We start from the raw sequence: 15565 nt of genomic DNA, 5'->3' as shown, positions 1-15565 counted from the left end.
TGTCGCACTCAGAACGCGTCCGACGGCACGTAGGTGCCCCACACCTCGCGCAGGGCGTCGCACACCTCCCCCACCGTCGCCCGGGCCCGCAGCGCCTCCCTCATCGGGTACAGCACGTTCTCCTCCCCCTCCGCCGCCTTCTTCAGGGCGTCGAGGGCCGAGTCCACCGCCCCCTGGTCCCGTTCCGCCCGCAGCTTCGCGAGCCGTTCCGCCTGCTGGGCCTCGATGGCCGGGTCCACGCGGAGCGGCTCGTACGGCTCCTCCTCGTCCAGCTGGAAGCGGTTGACGCCGACCACGACCCGCTCGCCGGAGTCCGTCTGCTGGGCGATGCGGTAGGCGCTGCGCTCGATCTCGCCCTTCTGGAAGCCGCGCTCGATGGCCGCGACCGCGCCGCCGAGGTCCTCGACCTTCCGCATGAGCTCCACGGCGGCCGCCTCGACGTCGTCCGTCATCTTCTCGATGACGTACGAGCCCGCGAAGGGGTCGACCGTCGCCGTCACGTCCGTCTCGTACGCCAGGACCTGCTGGGTGCGCAGGGCGAGGCGGGCGCTCTTGTCCGTCGGCAGCGCGATCGCCTCGTCGAAGGAGTTGGTGTGCAGGGACTGCGTGCCGCCGAGGACCGCCGCCAGGCCCTGGACGGCGACGCGCACCAGGTTCACCTCCGGCTGCTGGGCGGTCAGCTGCACGCCGGCCGTCTGCGTGTGGAAGCGCAGCATCAGGGACTTGGGGTTCTTCGCGCCGAACTCCTCACGCATCACCCGGGCCCAGATCCTGCGTGCCGCGCGGAACTTGGCGACCTCTTCCAGGAGCGTCGTACGGGCCACGAAGAAGAAGGACAGACGGGGCGCGAAGTCGTCGACGTCCATGCCCGCCGCCACCGCCGTGCGGACGTACTCGATGCCGTCCGCCAGCGTGAACGCGATCTCCTGCACGGGCGAGGCGCCCGCTTCGGCCATGTGGTACCCGGAGATCGAGATCGTGTTCCACTTCGGGATCTCGGCCCTGCAGTACTTGAAGATGTCGGCGATCAGACGGAGGGAGGGCTTGGGCGGGAAGATGTACGTGCCCCGCGCGATGTACTCCTTCAGCACGTCGTTCTGGATCGTGCCCGTCAGCCGGTCCGCGCTGACGCCCTGTTCCTCCGCGACCAGCTGGTAGAGGAGCAGGAGCAGGGCCGCGGGGGCATTGATCGTCATCGACGTCGACACCTTGTCCAGCGGGATCCCGCCGAACAGCACCCGCATGTCGTCGACCGAGTCGATCGCCACGCCCACCTTGCCGACCTCGCCGTGCGCGATCGGCGCGTCGGAGTCGTGGCCCATCTGGGTGGGCAGGTCGAAGGCGACGGAGAGGCCCATCGTGCCGTGTGCGATCAGGTCGCGGTAGCGGGCGTTGGACTCCGTCGCCGTGCCGAAGCCGGCGTACTGGCGCATGGTCCAGGGGCGGCCGGTGTACATGGAGGGATAGACACCGCGGGTGAAGGGGTATGCGCCGGGCTCGCCCAGCTTTTCGGAGGCGTCCCAGTCGCTCAGCGCGTCCGGCCCGTAGACCGGCTCGATGGGCAGTCCGGACTCCGACTCGCGCGCCATGGTGTGCCTCCGCGTCCGCTGTGCTGGTTGGTTCACCCTGTCTCCCACCATGCCCCCTGGTTCGCAACCGGTCACGCGCGGGGAACATCCCTGGGGAACATCTCTGAGACGACGGGGGGTCGGGATGCGTACCAGGGGCATGGGGAGGATCCACGTCAGGGCCCGGCGTACACCGGCCGCCGTGCTCGCCTCGGGTGCCGTGCTCGCGGTGTTGTGCGGATGCACCGTGCAGGCCTCGGGCGAAGAGCACCGTTCGCCGGTGCGCATAGAGCTCCCGAGCAGCACGCCGTCCGCGAAGTCCGCCCCGCCCGACGACGACAAGCCGAGCGCCACGCCCCCGCCGGCGGCACCCGCCGTGCTGTGGTCGCGGGGCGACGAGGGCCGTGACGTACGCGAGCTCCAGGCCCGCCTGCGGCAGATCGCCTGGCTCTTCGACGGGCCGACGGGGACGTACGACGACCTGACCGAGCAGGCGGTGCGGGGCTTCCAGGGCAAGCGCGGGCTGCCGAAGACGGGGAAGACCGACGAGGTCACCTGGCAGCGGCTGCTGAGGATGACGCGCGAGCCCGGCAAGTGGGATCTGTACCTGATGGGCGGGCAGCCGGCCGACGCGCCGGACGCGCGGTGCCTGACCGGCCGGGTGCTGTGCATCAGCAAGTCGAGCCGGACGCTGCGCTGGATGGTCGACGGGCGGACGGTCCTGACGGTGCCGGTGCGGTTCGGGGCGCAGTACACACCGACACGGGAAGGTGTGTTCAGCGTCTACTGGAAGTCCCGGCACCATGTGTCGACGCTCTATGACTCGCCCATGCCGTACGCGATGTTCTTCAGCGGCGGCCAGGCGGTGCACTACTCGTCCGACTTCGCGGCCAGGGGCTACGCCGGTGCCTCGCACGGCTGCGTCAACGTGGCGGACGAGCGGGCCATCGCGGAGATGTTCGCCCGGGTGAGGACCGGCGACAAGGTCGTCGTCCACTGGTGAGGCGGGGGGGCTCCCCGAAGTGCGGGAGAAGTGGGGCGCGGGCGGGACCGGGGGAACGTGTCCCGCCCGCGCCGATGCACGAGCCGCAGGTACGGGGGGAACCCCGGCTCTGTGCGACGGCCGATGACCAGTCGGCTCACTTTCATCAGCGCCACCCGGTCCGAAAACGTCACTCCCGGCGCGAAGATTTTTCTACGAGATACAAAACCGCAGGTCAGCGGCTTGTGGCGGGAGTGACGGCCAGGAGCTGCACTCAGCTCAGAGCGCGCTGTACGACGGGCTCGGGGTCGCGGCGGCACCGTTCGTGCGGTGGCCGTTGCCCCGCGCGGGGTGCTCGGCGCCGTGCCCGCCCTTGCCGCGGCCCTTGCCCTCGTCCTTTCCGTCGCCGCCCTTGCCCTCGTCCTGCTGGGCGGTCGTGCTCTCACCGGCGCCGGTCAGGACTCCCGTGCAGTACTTCCACACACGCGCGGCACTGCCCGCCGCGCTCTCCAGGGCACGGCGACGGTCGCCGGACAGCTGCTTGCCGTCGCGCATGTCGCGGCAGGCCGAGACGGACTTCCGCCGGCCGCCCGACTGCTTGCCCCCGTGCTCACCGGCGGACTCACGGTCCCCGGCGGAGCCACCCGGTGCGGTGCCCCGCGGGGCGCCGGGTCCGGGGGAGTTCTTCGAGGTGCCGGGGGGCGTGGGCTCGTTCCGCGCGCCGAGGTCCGGCGAGGGCGAGATGAGGGGGCGTTCCGGTGGCACCGCCGCCGAGACCGAGGCGGCGGGGCGGGCCGGGTCGTCGCCGCCGAACGGCGTCCTGAGCACTCCGGTTCCGGCCGCGACCGCGACCCCGCCGACCATGCCGACGGCCAGCGCGGCGGCCAGGCCGAACCGCACCGGACGGCCCCAGCGGGGGCGACGGGCGGCGCGGGCGGGGCCGCCGATGCGGACGAGCCCCACGTCGCCGGCCCGGGAGGCCGGGGAGCCGGAGCGGTGGCCGACCGTCATGGCAACGTCGTCACGGTCCGCGCGCGCCGCGCGGAACGCCGCCAGCGCGGCCGCCTCTCCGGGGAGTTCCGCGCTGCTCAGCGGGGGTTCGAGGGTCAGAGCCTCAAGGGTCTTGGCGAGCTGTTCGGCCTGGTCGCGATCAGCCGCGTCGACAGCTTCGAGTGACTCTCCGCGCAGCAGTCGCTCCGCCGTATCGCGGTCCAGCCACCTGTACTGCTCGTCGGCCATCACACATCCTTCTGCGTCCGCGGACGCATCTGCGTCACACTCGCAGACGTCACCGCGCGGTCGCGGGTTCCTCGCTGGGGAGGCAGGGCGTCGAGGACCCCGGCCGATTCCGGATCGTCGCCGAGCAGCTCGGCCAGCCGCTTCAGGCCCCGGTGCGCGGCGGTCCGTACCGCACCCGGACGCTTGCCCAGCGTCTCCGCGGCCGTCTTGGCGTCGAGCCCCACGACCACGCGCAGGACGACGGCCTCGGCCTGGTCCTGCGGCAGCCGTGCGATGAGGGAGAGGGTGCCGTCGGTGGCCAGGGCCTCCATGGCCTCCCCCGCGGTGTCGGACTCGGCGGCCTTCCCGGTCAGCTCCGTCTCGTCGCCGCCGATGGCGGGGCGGCGGCCGCGCATGCGTATGTGGTCCAGCGCACGGTTGCGGGCTATCCGGGCGGCCCAGCCGCGGAAGCGGTCCGCGTCCCCGCTGAAGCGGTCCAGGTCACGGGCTATCTGCAGCCATGCCTCCGACGCGACGTCCTCGGCGTCGGGGTCGCCGACCAGCGTCCGTACGTACCCGAGCAGCCGCGGGTGCACGGATCGGTACACAGTCCGGAACGCGGTCTCGTCCCCGTCCTGTGCCGCAAGCACCGCGGCTGTCAGCTCCGCGTCGTCCCCCAGCACTGGTGGTGGTGCCCTTCTTTGCGCCCAAGCCGGCGCCGCTCTCGCGGACCGGAATTCTCGCCGTCGTGGTTCCTCATAGTGACTACGGTCCAGGGCCGCTGGTCCGTCGGGTGGTCTTTTCTCCTCCGCCGTCGGCGCGAAAGGCACGTTACGGCGTGAAAGCGCTGCTCGTCCATGTCCGTACAACATGCAACCACCTGGGAATCTGCGAAAGTGTCCGCCCGGGTGTGACAGAAAACGCAGTCGCGGCGCTGTAGAGAGTACGGGCCGCCGCGCGGCCCGTGCCGCGCGACGGCCGGGGCCTCTCCTGTGGGGGGTGGCGGCCCCGGCCGTCGCCTCGGCGCACGGGGCACGGCCCCTGGCGGGTGGAGACAGCGGATATCGAGCGCCGCCGGACGAGAGACGGCGGGCGCGGTCAGGGCCTCTCGCCGAGCGTCAGTTCTTCGAGCCGTTCCCCGGGGCCTTGTCGCCCTGGTCCTCACCCGCGCCACTGTTCGTGTTGCCCGCGCCGCCCTCGGCGTTGTCGGCGCCGCTCTCCGCATTGCCTGCGTTGTCCGCGCCGCCGCCGTCGGCACCGTTCGCCGCACTGCCGTCGGCCCCGTTCGCCGCGTCGCCCGCTCCGCGGCCCGGGGTGGCCGTCTGGCCCGGCCTGCTCGTGGGCGTGGTCCGGGCCAGCTGCTCGGCGCAGTACGCGGCCACCTTGTCCGCGCCGCCCGCCTCCGTGACCAGCCGCTGCCAGGCCGTCGAGTCCAGCGCGTCGCCGCGGCCCCCGACCTCGTCGTAGGCACGGCACTTGGCCTCGGTGTCCTGGGCGGCGGCCGGGTGCTCGGGCTTGCCGGAGGCGGCGCCGGACGCCGCGGAGGAGGGTCCGGTGCCCGGCCGGTCGGAGGCACCGGCCGACGGGGTGGGTCCGCCCTTGTCGCCGGCGTCGTCCGGCGCGTGGGACGAGCCGATCGCCGCGAACGCCACTCCGCCCAGCGTCAGGCTCGCGGCGAACAGGGACAGGGCCGTCTTCAGCGACCGCGCCAGCCGCCGCTGCTCCCGGGGCCGCCAGTCGTCCCGGTGCCGGGTGCGCGCCCGGTGGGCCCCGGCGGCCCGGGCGGCCAGGTACGCGGCCACGGCACGCTGCTCGCGCTCGGAGTCCACGGGGTGCCCGCGCAGGACGGCGGCGGAGAGCAGCGCCTCCAGCTCGGCGTCGTCGAGCGCCAGGGCCCGGCCGGACGCGTGGCCGTGGGTCATGCCGTCAGGGTGCACACGCCGACGGCCGAGGGCTCCACCGCCGCTCTGCTGTTCACCCATGTCCGCTTCCCGTTCCTGTCGAACTGCTCTGTCTGCCGTTACGGCCCTTGGTCCCCCCGCGTCGTACGTGATCTACGTGACCTGTATGACTGCTGTGGCTCACAACCTCGTAGAGCCTGTACGTCCCCCACGCTCCGTACGACTCATCGCGCCGTTCATTTCGATTCCCCCAGCGTCCGGGGGCCGTCATCCGTCACACCTGCGGCGCCCAGCTGCTGGGCAAGGCGCTTCAGTCCCCGGTGCGCGGCCGTGCGCACCGCACCCGGGCGCTTGCCGAGGACGCGTGCCGCGGCGGGGGCGTCGAGGCCTACGACGACCCTCAGCAGCACCGCCTCGGCCTGGTCCCGCGGCAGCCCCCGGAGCAGCTCCAGGGCGCGCTCGGTGGAGAGCGACTCCAGCGCCTGGTCGTGCGTGCTGTCCGGACCGGGCAGGTCCAGTACGTCCTGTTCGAGCGCCGACGACCGGGGCCGTACCTTCTGCCGGCGCAGATGGTCCAGCGCCCGGTGCCGGGCGATCGTCGCCGTCCAGCCCCGGAACCCGGCTCCGTCGCCCTTGAACCGGCCGAGGTCGCGGGCGATCTCCAGCCAGGCGTCGGACGCCACGTCCTCCGCGTCTCCCCCGACCAGCCCGCGCAGGTACCCGAGCAGCCCCGGTTGCACCAGCCGGTACGCGACCGCGAACGCGGCCTCGTCGCCCTCCTGGGCCCTCGCGACAGACGCGCCCAATTCCTCGTCGTGCGCGTGCACGCGGCGGGGTTTCCCTCCGTGGCCCAAGAACTGTCCTCGTCCGTACCGGTTCGTGACGAATCCGCACCTTGCGGCACGCCCACGTTGTCGACGTCCCTCCACGCACAACAGCGCCTGGCTTCACAGAAGTGTCACAGCGCGGACGTCGCCGCTCCCTCCGGCAGGGCGACGGCCCCCGTGTACGGCCCCGCCGTCCGCTCGGTCACTTCCTGGGCATAGCGGATGCCCTGGGTTCCGTACGGGATACGCAGGACGCACCGGAAGGTGTGCGAAGTGATCCGGTACGTCGAGGGGTTCAGCACGAGCGTCTCCTCGGCCCGCTCCACGGTGATCCCGCTCTCCGGTGCCGTGACGCCGGCCGCGCGCAACTGCTCCAGCGTCGGGGCGAGTTCGCGCAGCGCCTTGCGTACGACGCCCTGGTCCCGCACGGCGGGCAGCGCGGCGGACGTCGTACGGACGCGCAGTTCGACGCTCCGGTCCGAGGCGGTGAGGGTGACGGCGTCCCCGTAGTCCGCGAAGGCGTCGAGGGCGGCCATCGGGTCCTCGACCTTGTCCGCGATCTCCGGGTCGGTGAGGGGCCCGTGCCGCCAGGCGGCGTCGCCGTCCTTGACGTACCCGACGCCGTCGACGACGTAGACCGCCTCGGACCTGGTCGTGCCCTTGCTGCTGCGGATGCTGCCGACCGAGTGCAGCGCCCATGAGGCGCCGGTCGTCCGGTGCACGGTGGCGGAGTACGTGGCGCCGCTGGTCCGGCCCTGGAGGACCAGGCCCTCACTCCCCTTCACCGTGAACCGCCAGCCCTTCTGGGCGGCCATCGCCTTCTCGGCCAGCGCGAGGAAGTCGGCGGAGGTCTCGGGTGCGGGTGCGGAGGAGGAGTCGACGGGGGCGGGTGCGGCGGCCGGGCGGCTCGGTTCGGCGGGCGGCGCGTCGTCGGCCGCGCACCCCGTGAGGGCGGCGGAGAGGAGGAGCGCGGCCGTCGCCGTGAGCGGTGTTCTCATGCCACGGCCCTCCGCGCCCGCCCGTGCAGGGTCAGATAGAAGATCTGCAGGGACTCCTCGGGGCCACCGAGCTCGAACCGGTTGAGGACCTTGCCGAGCGGGTTCCAGACCCGCCCGTCCGGCATGCGCACTCCGACCCGCTGGCCGAAGTAGGCGCACTGGTCGGCGTCGAAGTCCACCCACACCGCCCCCGCCCGGCGCACGAGGACCTCACCGACGTACGCCCCGAGCCCCAGCAGCGTCCCCCGCGCGCCCTCCCGGTCGGCGCCGCCCTTGCGCAGTCCGTCGATCAGGGAGTCGACGATGCGCAGGCTGGCCACCGAGTAGTCCAGCGGCAGCCGGTGCCTGGCGGTGACACCGGTGACGAAGGCCGCGGCGTACGGTCCCATCCCGCGGGCGCCCGGCGCCCGTTCCTCCGCTGTGCCCACGGGACCCCACCCCTTTGCTCGTTCGGCGGAGGGACTCCTGCCGGTCCCCCCGCTGACCCAGCGGACGATGCCTCGTGAGCATCACTGGTAACGGGCGTGTTCCTTCCCACACGGTGAAGTCACCCGACGCGTACAACCTTTCGACTCCTCGTGTGTCCGGCCATGAGCGTCGAACCGCCGCGGTGTCCCCGTACAACCATTGCGGCTGATCGGGGGTCAGAGACCTTGCCGCGCACCCGCGCTGAGCGGCGGGGACTTCGCACAGCCAGGTTTCAGGAATGGCATACGATGCGCGCGCCCCCCTCATAAAGCCCGCGTAAGAGGATGTACACGTCATGTCTATCCGTAGCCCATTCCGTTCGGTTCGTGGCATATCTGCCGCCGTCGCCCTGCTCGCGATCGGCGCGGCGGGCTGCTCGGATGTCTCCGACGCCGTCGACAGCGCCAAGGACGGCGCGAAGAAGGTGGCCCGCCAGCGGTCGGTGTTCTCGCTGGAGATCGGCGACTGCTACAACCCGAACACCAAGGGTGAGGGCGAGGAGATCCTCGTCGAGATCGTGCCCTGCGACGAGGCGCACGAGGGCCAGGTCGTCGGCGATTTCAAGCTCGACGACGCGAAGGCGTACCCCGGCGACGAGAAGGTCTGGGCGGTCGCCGACAAGCAGTGCCCGGTGGAGGCGGGGAAGGTCGCCCCGGACACCTGGGCGCTGCCCAAGGGGGTCGCCGTCTTCTACTACACCCCGACCAAGGAGAGCTGGGCGACCGGCGACCGCGCCGTGACCTGCACCTACACCAAGGAGAAGGGCCGGTTCACCGGCTCGATGACGGCCGACGCGAAGTCGCTGAAGCCCGAGCAGACCACGTACCTCAAGGGCGCGAACGCCGTCTACGACGCGCTGTGGGCGAACCAGCCGGAGTCGGACACCGTCGAGGACGACCTGGCCGGCTACAAGAAGCAGGCCAAGGCCGTCGCGGCCGCCCTCGACACGCACCTCGCGGGCCTGAAGGGCATCGACGGCACGGAGGTCGGCAAGCTCCGCGAGCAGCTGACGAAGACGGCCCAGAGCTGGAAGAAGGCCGCGAACGCCGCCGACGCCGACGCGTTCTACATCGCCTACGACCCGGCCTTCACCGGCCTCGACCCGAACAAGACGGTCGCCGCCCGCAAGGAACTGGGCCTGGCCACCACCGTCCCGGCCGACGACGCCGAGGTCTGGTCGAGCTGACGCCCTCAGGCGGGCGCCGACACCCTCGGGCAGGCGGGGTCGCAACTCCCCGGCCACATGCGGAGCGCCCGCCTCCGCGGACACCGGCGACCCGTTCGGCCCGCCGGTTCCGCTCGCGGACCTGCCCGGCCATGACCTCACGGACCTCCCGTCCGACACCGACGTCTGGTCGAGCTGACACCCTCGGGCGGGCGCTGACACCCTCGGGCAGGCGGGGTCGCAACTCCCCGGCCACGTGCGGAGCGCCCGCCTCCGCGGACACCGGCGACCCGTTCGGCCCGTCGGTTCCGCTCGCGGACCTGCCCGGCCATGACCTCACGGACCTGCCGTTCGACGCCGAGGTCTGGTCGAGCTGACGCCCTCGGGCGGGCGCTGACACCCTCGGGCAGGCGGGGTCGCATCTCCCGGGACACGTGCGGAGCGCCCGGCGCCGAGGATGCGAGGTCACCTGACCCGGCCGGGACCCCACCCATTCACGGGGTCCCGGCCGGGTCATGCCCGGCCGCGGCGCGCTACCACCGCGCCTGCTCGCGCGACTGGCCCCGTGTCGCGTCCCGGCACAGCAACCGCAGCGATCCGTCGCCCGCGAAACACCGCCGCGCCTCGTCGATCGGGTCCCACAGCCGCCCGTCCGGCGTACGGATCCAGTGATCGCCGCCCGACGCCCACCACTCCGCGCCGGTCTGACGGACGATCACCTCCCCGGCGTACGCGCCGAGACCGCGCAGTGTGGTCTCCACGGCGGCATACGGCGTGCCCTCGTCACGCAGGCCGTCGATCATCCGGTCGACCCGCCACAGGCTCTGCGCCGAGTAGTCGAGCCGCAGCCGCGCTCCCTCGCGCATCACCGCCACCGCGTCCGCCGCCCACCGCACCGGCTTCGTCGCAGCTGAGGGCCTGGTTTCCTGCTGAGTCGTCACATTGGGGAGAGCGTGGCCGAACTGCTTTTCGTCACCCGGATCCGGGGGCTTTCCGGGACCGGTGCAGGACCGCCGCACCTCCGTCCCACGACGCCCACAGGACTCCCTCACGAACCAGGTTTACGCGAGGCGCCGGGTTGACGCGGGAGTGACGCTTCGCCGCTCCCGTGCGCTCCAGTCACTGATGAGCACGTACCTCCATCTGCGCGCGGTGCCGCCCTCGGCGCTGCGCAACAGCGCGACCTGGTTCCAGCGTCTGTTCGAGGACGACTGGAACACCGTGCGGGAGCGGATCGGCCGGCATCGCGAGGAGGTGCTCGACAAGCTGTACGGCGACGTCGAGACCCTCTACTCCGGCATCCCCCCGAACCACGCGCCGGAAGGCCCCCGGACCCAGGTGGTCCTCGGCGGCCGCCCGGTGTTCCACACCGACTCCGCCCTGCCGCCGTTCCTGCTGCTCACCGCCTCCCAGGTGACCGGAGTCGCCGCGTACCTCAAGGCGGCCGACTTCGACGGCCTGTGGCGGCACGCGCGCATGCAGCTGCTGCGGCCGTACTCCGTGCCGGACGCGGAAGCCGAAGTGCGCGGCCTCTTCGCTGCGACACACCGCGACCTGACCGCGTTCTACGCACAGACGGCCCACTACGGCGACGCGGTGGTGAAGTGGCTGATGGTCTGACAAACAGGCCTCACGACGAGAACCCGACGAACAGAACCTGCCGAACAGAGGGGCAGCGCGTCAGACCCTCCCCCGGGCCCGCCGCGACACCACCGCCCGCAGCACGCGCCGTCCCTCCGTCGACACCTCCAGCGCCCGCCGCAGCCCGCCCGCGCCATGCCCGGCGAGCAGCTCCAGCACGCTGACCTGGCGGCGCAGCTCGGCGGCGACGAGCGGCGACATGCCCTCCGTACGGCCCTCACGGCGTGCGTCGACCGAGGACGCCTCGTCCTCCGCGGGGTCGAGAAGCCGGTGCACCTGGAGCGAGGCGACCGAGCAGGCGTCGGCCCATATCCGCGCCTCGGCGGCGGACCGGACGGCCGGCGCGGCGGCCAGCATGCGCCGGGCGAGCAGCGCGGCCTCGTCCTCGACGCCCTCGTCGTCCATGACCTCCGCGATGCCCAGCTTGGCGCGCACCTGCTCCAGCAGCCCACCCCAGGCGGCCGGGTCCCCACCGGTCGCGAGGTTCGCCCAGAGCGGCCGCAGCACCTCGTCGTCACCGCCCAGCAGGGGCACACACCGATCCAAACAAGCCAACCCGCTGGCGGCCAGTCCGCGTTCGTCGGCCTGAGCGATCAGTTCCACCAGGCTCATCCACGCCTCCTAAGCGGGTCTTTTGTGAGGGTCGGGGTCCCCGCACAGGCCCCTGGCAGGCCCCTTCCTAACGGAGCCCGCACTTCCCCTTACTGCGTGCGACGGGCCCTGAGTGTCACAGCGAAACGACACCCAGCCGGTCGAGCAGCCGGAAGAAGAGGTTTTCGGCCAAAGGGTCCGCTTCAGCGGTGAGTACGTCCACGAGCGACTCGGCGTTCACCTCGTGCCCGGCCTCGGCGGCCCAGGCGACGGCCCGCTCGGCGGCGTCGGAGGGGTCGAGGAAGTAGTCCTCGACCGTGAGCCCGTCCTCGCCGAGGTACGCGGCCATCGCGGTCCGCCCCAGACAGGTCGTCCACGCCCCGCTCTGCGGCGCCGCGGCCTCCACGACCACGCAGTCGCTGTCCATGACGTACCCGAACAGCGCGGGCGCCCCCGTCTCGCGGGCCAGGTCGTTCATGTTCCCGACGTCGCCCTCCCCGCTCGGGTACTCCCACACCTGCCAGTCGCCCGGTGCCCGCTCGCGCAGGGCCAGGCCCTCGACACCCGACAGCGCGTCCAGCTCCGCCAGCGGCCGCTCCCCGCGGCCCACGACGAAGTACCCCCAGTAGCCCATCCCGGTTCCCCCTGGCTGTTCGGTTCGGCTCGGGCCGAATACACCACAGTCGTACGGATGTCCGCAGCCGTATGGGCCAATCGACAGCTCGGCTAGCCCAGCCGGTCGGCCAGCCCGCGGAACTCGGTCCAGGAAAGCGCCGGGCTCCTCGCGTCCCACAGCTTCTGCACCGTCGCCCTCAGCGGCATCCGGATCCCGGCGGCGACCTGCGCCTGGGTCTGCGAGTCGGCGATGTCGCACCACACCGCGAAGGACCCGCCGAGGATCTGGCCGTCGTACGCACTGGGCACGGCCACCGCGCCCCGCAGCACCCGCGGCGTCCACTGCTCGTAGATCCTCTCGCCGGTCGGAAGGGGGAACATCCGCGGCTTCCCGAGCACGTAGTACAGGAACTCGTCGTTGTAGTTGATCAGCTTGCGCCCCGCGTCCAGATACGCGACGGGCACCCGCGCACCGATCTCCTTGCCCGTCCAGTACGCGACCTGGATCCGCTTGTCGGGCTGCACCGACGTGTCCCGGAAGAAGCCGTCGTTCCACGCCAGTGCGGTCCTGCCGTGGGCGCGGACGGTGGCGGCGCGGTCGTTGAGCCAGCCGGTGGTGAGGTCGGCGACGGTGCCGCCGGAGCCGTAGGCCTCGCGGGCGGCGGCGGCGAGCTGCGGGTAGGACGCCTCCGGATCGGAGACCACCAGCGCCTGGTACTCGTCGCCGCCGAGGTGCCACTGGCCGCCGGGGAAGAGGCCGGCGTACTCGTTCAGCAGGTCGTCGACGATGTCGGCGGACTCGTCCTTGGAGATGTCGATCGCCCCGGGAGTGGCCACGCCGGACGCCTTGCGCAGCTGCAGCTCGGGATGCGCGGCGATGACCGCCCCCAGATGCCCGGGCGAATCGATCTCCGGTACGACGGTGATGTGCCGGCCGGCGGCCAGCGCGACGATCTTCCTAACCTGCGCCTTGGTCAGATGCTGCTGGGACACGATCTCGGGATGGCTGTCGGACTGGATCCGGAAGCCCTGGTCGTCGGAGAAATGAAGACCGAGCTGGTTGAACTTCAGGTCGCCCAGCTCCCGCACCCGGTCCTCGATCCAGTCCGCGGTGAACGGCTTGCGGGCGATGTCGAGCATGAACCCGCGCACCGGCTTCGCGGGCGCGTCACGCACGACGCCCTCCGGCGCCGTACCCCCGCCGTGGACCTCCTGCTTGAGCGTCCGGGTCCCGTAGAAGACCCCGGCCTCACCGGGCCCGCTGATCTCCACGCGCCCATCGCGCACGGTCATGGTGTACGACTCCGCTCCCGCACCCGCCCCGCTCTTCAGGGCGAGCCGCACGTCCCCGGCGCGCACGTCCTTCTTCTCGCCGGCGTACGTCAGCCCCAGCTCACCCGCGATGAGCCGCCCCTCGTCGGCGAGCCCGGCGTCGCTCACCACGACGCGCTCCCCGCGCGCGGGACGCCAGCCGGGTCCGCGGGCTGCGGTGTGGGAGCGCACGGCGGGGATCGTCCGGGGCGCCTTGGAGAGCGGGTACGACCGGGTGGGTGTCGGGGTCGGGGCGGTCGTCCTCTGCGAGCCCGGCGGCGAGGCGGCCTGTGACGTGCCGGGGGCCGTACCCCCCTGCGGCGACCCGCCGGCGTCTCCGTCGTCGCCGGTGGCCAGGAGTCCGAGGCTCACCCCGGCCGCGACCGTCACGACGACCACAGCGACGATCAGCACCCACGTCTGCGTCAGCGCGCTCTTCGCCGATGACCGGCGCTTGTGCTTGTGCTGGCTCACAGCGCCAACCTAAGCGAGCCCGGGGACACTCGCCCCGCGAGCTCCGTCAGCCGTCCACCACACGTTCCGAAACTCTCCCGTTCGACTGAAATTCGGGCATCCGTCGGACACGTCACGTCCACACTCGATAACGTGGCGCCACTCCTCTCCCAAAATCCCCTGCCGAAACCCACGTGACGCCCACACACCTTCCTGGCCGAGTCGCCATACCGTCGCTCCCCGAGCAGACCCGCACTCCACCGTCCCCGAATGCGCTGGAGTCCTTCAACACCGCTCCCGCCGACGAGGTCCACGAGACTCTCCTCGCCTGCCTGCACAGCCCGCGCTGGGCCACCCGCATCGCAGGCCACCGCCCGTATCCCGACGTCGACTCCCTGCTGGCGGCCTCGGACGAGGCGGCGTACGACCTGGCCCCGGGCGATTTGGCGGAGGCGCTGTCAGGAGAAACGTTGCCGGTGCTGCCGGAGAGCACGTACGGAGCAGCACATACGGCACTGAGCGCAGCAAATGCCGCCTATGAGGCACGCTTCGGCCACGCGTTCGTGATCTGCCTGGACCACCTGCCGCCGGACGAGGCCCTGGACCACGTCCTGGCGGGCATCCGGTCACGTTTGACGAACGATCCGGAAGAAGAGCGGGTCGTGGCGGCAGAGGAACTCCGGCGCCTCGCAAGGGGCCGGTTGGTCGGCTCCCTGAGGGGCGCGGGGAACTGCGCGACCAGCCCCAACGACGCCGCACCCGGCAAAAAACAGGACGCACCAGCCCATTAGCCGCCAATAACCCATCCGCGTGCCAGTTTGATCACACCGCACGCCCCCCGCTCAGCCCAGCGGCAGCGCATGGCTACGATGCTGGGGGCCGGTGGACCGTACCCGGCCGGGCCCGACCGACAGGCAAGCCGGCGCGGCCCCAATCCCCGCTCCCGGAGGAACTTCCGTGCCGGCTGGAACGCTGTACCGCGGCCGGGAAGGAATGTGGTCCTGGGTGGCTCACCGAGTCACCGGCGTCCTCATTTTCTTCTTCCTGTTCGTTCACGTGCTGGACACCGCTCTCGTCCGTGTCTCCCCCGAGGACTACGACAAGGTCGTAGCCACGTACAAGACGCCGATCGTCGCGCTGCTGGAGTACGGCCTCGTCGCCGCCATCCTCTTCCACGCGCTCAACGGCCTGCGCGTCATCGCCGTCGACTTCTGGTCGAAGGGCCCGCGCTACCAGAAGCAGATGCTCTGGTCCGTCGTCGGCCTGTGGCTCGTGCTGATGCTCGGGGCCATCTACCCCGTTCTCGGCCACGCCGCTCGTGAACTGTTCGGGAGCTGACGCGCATGTCCACCACTGAGAAGACCGCCACCGGTATCGGCCCCGTCGAGGGCGAGTCCCTCTACAACGTCGACAACCCGGCCCCCTACATCGAGGCTCCGCGCAAGCGCACCAAGAAGACCCCGAAGTCCACGCGGGGCAACTTCGAGATGGCCGCCTGGCTGTTCATGCGCCTGTCCGGCATCGTGCTGGTCGTCCTGGTCATCGGCCACCTGCTGATCCAGCTCGTGCTGGACGGCGGCGTGTCGAAGATCGGCTTCGCGTTCGTGGCCGGCCGCTGGGCGAGCCCGTTCTGGCAGGTCTGGGACCTCCTCATGCTGTGGCTCGCGATGCTGCACGGCGCCAACGGCCTGCGCACGGTCATCAACGACTACGCGGAGCGCGCGAACACCCGGCTGTGGCTCAAGGGCCTGCTCTACACCGCCACGGTGTTCACCATCCTGCTGGGCACGCTGGTGATCTTCACCTTCGACCCGAACATCCGCTAGG

At 71.7% G+C, this 15565-nt stretch carries 17 protein-coding genes; 6 read left to right on the top strand and 11 right to left on the bottom strand.

Annotated elements, in window-relative coordinates; translation table 11 throughout:
- Positions 1-8 precede the first annotated feature (8 nt).
- On the bottom strand, positions 9-1589 hold the full coding sequence (locus ACIBU0_RS21815) for a methylmalonyl-CoA mutase (RefSeq protein WP_398820727.1): 1581 nt from the start codon (positions 1587-1589) through the stop codon (positions 9-11).
- A gap of 139 nt (positions 1590-1728) precedes the next feature.
- On the opposite strand from ACIBU0_RS21815, the gene ACIBU0_RS21810 reads away from it, so the two are divergent.
- On the top strand, positions 1729-2571 hold the full coding sequence (locus ACIBU0_RS21810) for a L,D-transpeptidase family protein (protein ID WP_398820856.1): 843 nt from the start codon (positions 1729-1731) through the stop codon (positions 2569-2571).
- 258 nt (positions 2572-2829) lie between these two features.
- Here ACIBU0_RS21810 and ACIBU0_RS21805 read toward each other — a convergent pair whose 3' ends face one another.
- The 6 genes from ACIBU0_RS21805 to ACIBU0_RS21780 all read right to left on the bottom strand — a co-directional run bounded on the left by ACIBU0_RS21805 (position 2830) and on the right by ACIBU0_RS21780 (position 7883).
- Positions 2830-3789 carry a hypothetical protein gene (locus ACIBU0_RS21805; RefSeq protein WP_398820725.1) on the bottom strand — a complete coding sequence of 320 codons (960 nt, stop codon included), beginning with the start codon at positions 3787-3789 and terminating at the stop codon, positions 2830-2832.
- Positions 3789-4451, bottom strand: a complete 663-nt coding sequence (locus tag ACIBU0_RS21800) for an RNA polymerase sigma factor (RefSeq protein WP_398820723.1) — start codon at positions 4449-4451, stop codon at positions 3789-3791. The genes ACIBU0_RS21805 and ACIBU0_RS21800 overlap by 1 nt, the downstream gene beginning before the upstream one ends.
- Before the next feature lie 435 nt (positions 4452-4886).
- On the bottom strand, positions 4887-5690 hold the full coding sequence (locus ACIBU0_RS21795) for a hypothetical protein (RefSeq protein WP_398820721.1): 804 nt from the start codon (positions 5688-5690) through the stop codon (positions 4887-4889).
- A 215-nt stretch (positions 5691-5905) separates the two neighbouring features.
- Positions 5906-6523: an RNA polymerase sigma factor gene (locus ACIBU0_RS21790; RefSeq protein ID WP_398820720.1), complete on the bottom strand. Its 618-nt coding sequence runs from the start codon at positions 6521-6523 to the stop codon at positions 5906-5908.
- Between the two features lie 104 nt (positions 6524-6627).
- The gene (locus ACIBU0_RS21785; RefSeq protein WP_398820718.1) at positions 6628-7494 is read right to left on the bottom strand and encodes a hypothetical protein; all 867 of its coding nucleotides are present in this window, start codon (positions 7492-7494) and stop codon (positions 6628-6630) included.
- Complete coding sequence (locus ACIBU0_RS21780) at positions 7491-7883, bottom strand: hypothetical protein (protein ID WP_398820854.1); 393 nt, start codon at positions 7881-7883, stop codon at positions 7491-7493. Before ACIBU0_RS21780 ends, ACIBU0_RS21785 begins: the two co-directional genes overlap by 4 nt.
- A 374-nt stretch (positions 7884-8257) precedes the next feature.
- Here ACIBU0_RS21780 and ACIBU0_RS21775 point away from each other — a divergent pair, with 374 nt between their 5' ends.
- Complete coding sequence (locus ACIBU0_RS21775; RefSeq protein WP_398820716.1) at positions 8258-9148, top strand: septum formation family protein; 891 nt, start codon at positions 8258-8260, stop codon at positions 9146-9148.
- A 512-nt stretch (positions 9149-9660) separates the two neighbouring features.
- Here ACIBU0_RS21775 and ACIBU0_RS21770 read toward each other — a convergent pair.
- Entirely contained in the window at positions 9661-10068 is a 408-nt protein-coding gene (locus ACIBU0_RS21770; protein WP_398820714.1) for a hypothetical protein, read from the bottom strand.
- A 184-nt stretch (positions 10069-10252) separates the two neighbouring features.
- On the opposite strand from ACIBU0_RS21770, the gene ACIBU0_RS21765 reads away from it, so the two are divergent.
- Positions 10253-10747 (top strand): DUF1877 family protein, encoded by a 495-nt coding sequence (locus ACIBU0_RS21765; protein WP_398820712.1) that lies wholly within the window; start codon positions 10253-10255, stop codon positions 10745-10747.
- 60 nt (positions 10748-10807) lie between these two features.
- On the opposite strand, the gene ACIBU0_RS21760 is transcribed toward ACIBU0_RS21765, so the two are convergent.
- The 3 genes from ACIBU0_RS21760 to ACIBU0_RS21750 all read right to left on the bottom strand — a co-directional run bounded on the left by ACIBU0_RS21760 (position 10808) and on the right by ACIBU0_RS21750 (position 13699).
- On the bottom strand, positions 10808-11380 hold the full coding sequence (locus ACIBU0_RS21760) for a hypothetical protein (protein ID WP_398820710.1): 573 nt from the start codon (positions 11378-11380) through the stop codon (positions 10808-10810).
- A 115-nt stretch (positions 11381-11495) separates the two neighbouring features.
- Positions 11496-11993, bottom strand: coding sequence for a hypothetical protein (locus tag ACIBU0_RS21755; protein WP_398820708.1), 498 nt, complete (start codon positions 11991-11993; stop codon positions 11496-11498).
- Between the two features lie 92 nt (positions 11994-12085).
- Positions 12086-13699, bottom strand: a complete 1614-nt coding sequence (locus tag ACIBU0_RS21750) for a glycoside hydrolase family 20 protein (RefSeq protein WP_398820852.1) — start codon at positions 13697-13699, stop codon at positions 12086-12088.
- Between the two features lie 233 nt (positions 13700-13932).
- On the opposite strand from ACIBU0_RS21750, the gene ACIBU0_RS21745 reads away from it, so the two are divergent.
- From ACIBU0_RS21745 to ACIBU0_RS21735, 3 genes are all read left to right on the top strand, one after another.
- Positions 13933-14529, top strand: coding sequence for a 2-oxo-4-hydroxy-4-carboxy-5-ureidoimidazoline decarboxylase (locus ACIBU0_RS21745; protein ID WP_398820706.1), 597 nt, complete (start codon positions 13933-13935; stop codon positions 14527-14529).
- A 166-nt stretch (positions 14530-14695) separates the two neighbouring features.
- Positions 14696-15076, top strand: coding sequence for a succinate dehydrogenase, cytochrome b556 subunit (sdhC, locus tag ACIBU0_RS21740; RefSeq protein WP_078504082.1), 381 nt, complete (start codon positions 14696-14698; stop codon positions 15074-15076).
- 5 nt (positions 15077-15081) lie between these two features.
- The gene (locus ACIBU0_RS21735; RefSeq protein ID WP_398820704.1) at positions 15082-15564 is read left to right on the top strand and encodes a succinate dehydrogenase hydrophobic membrane anchor subunit; all 483 of its coding nucleotides are present in this window, start codon (positions 15082-15084) and stop codon (positions 15562-15564) included.
- Position 15565: the final 1 nt, after the last annotated feature.

It is taken from the genome of Streptomyces sp. NPDC049627 (assembly GCF_044465645.1).
Taxonomy (GTDB): domain Bacteria; phylum Actinomycetota; class Actinomycetes; order Streptomycetales; family Streptomycetaceae; genus Streptomyces.
This window is presented reverse-complemented; position numbering and strand designations above follow the sequence as displayed.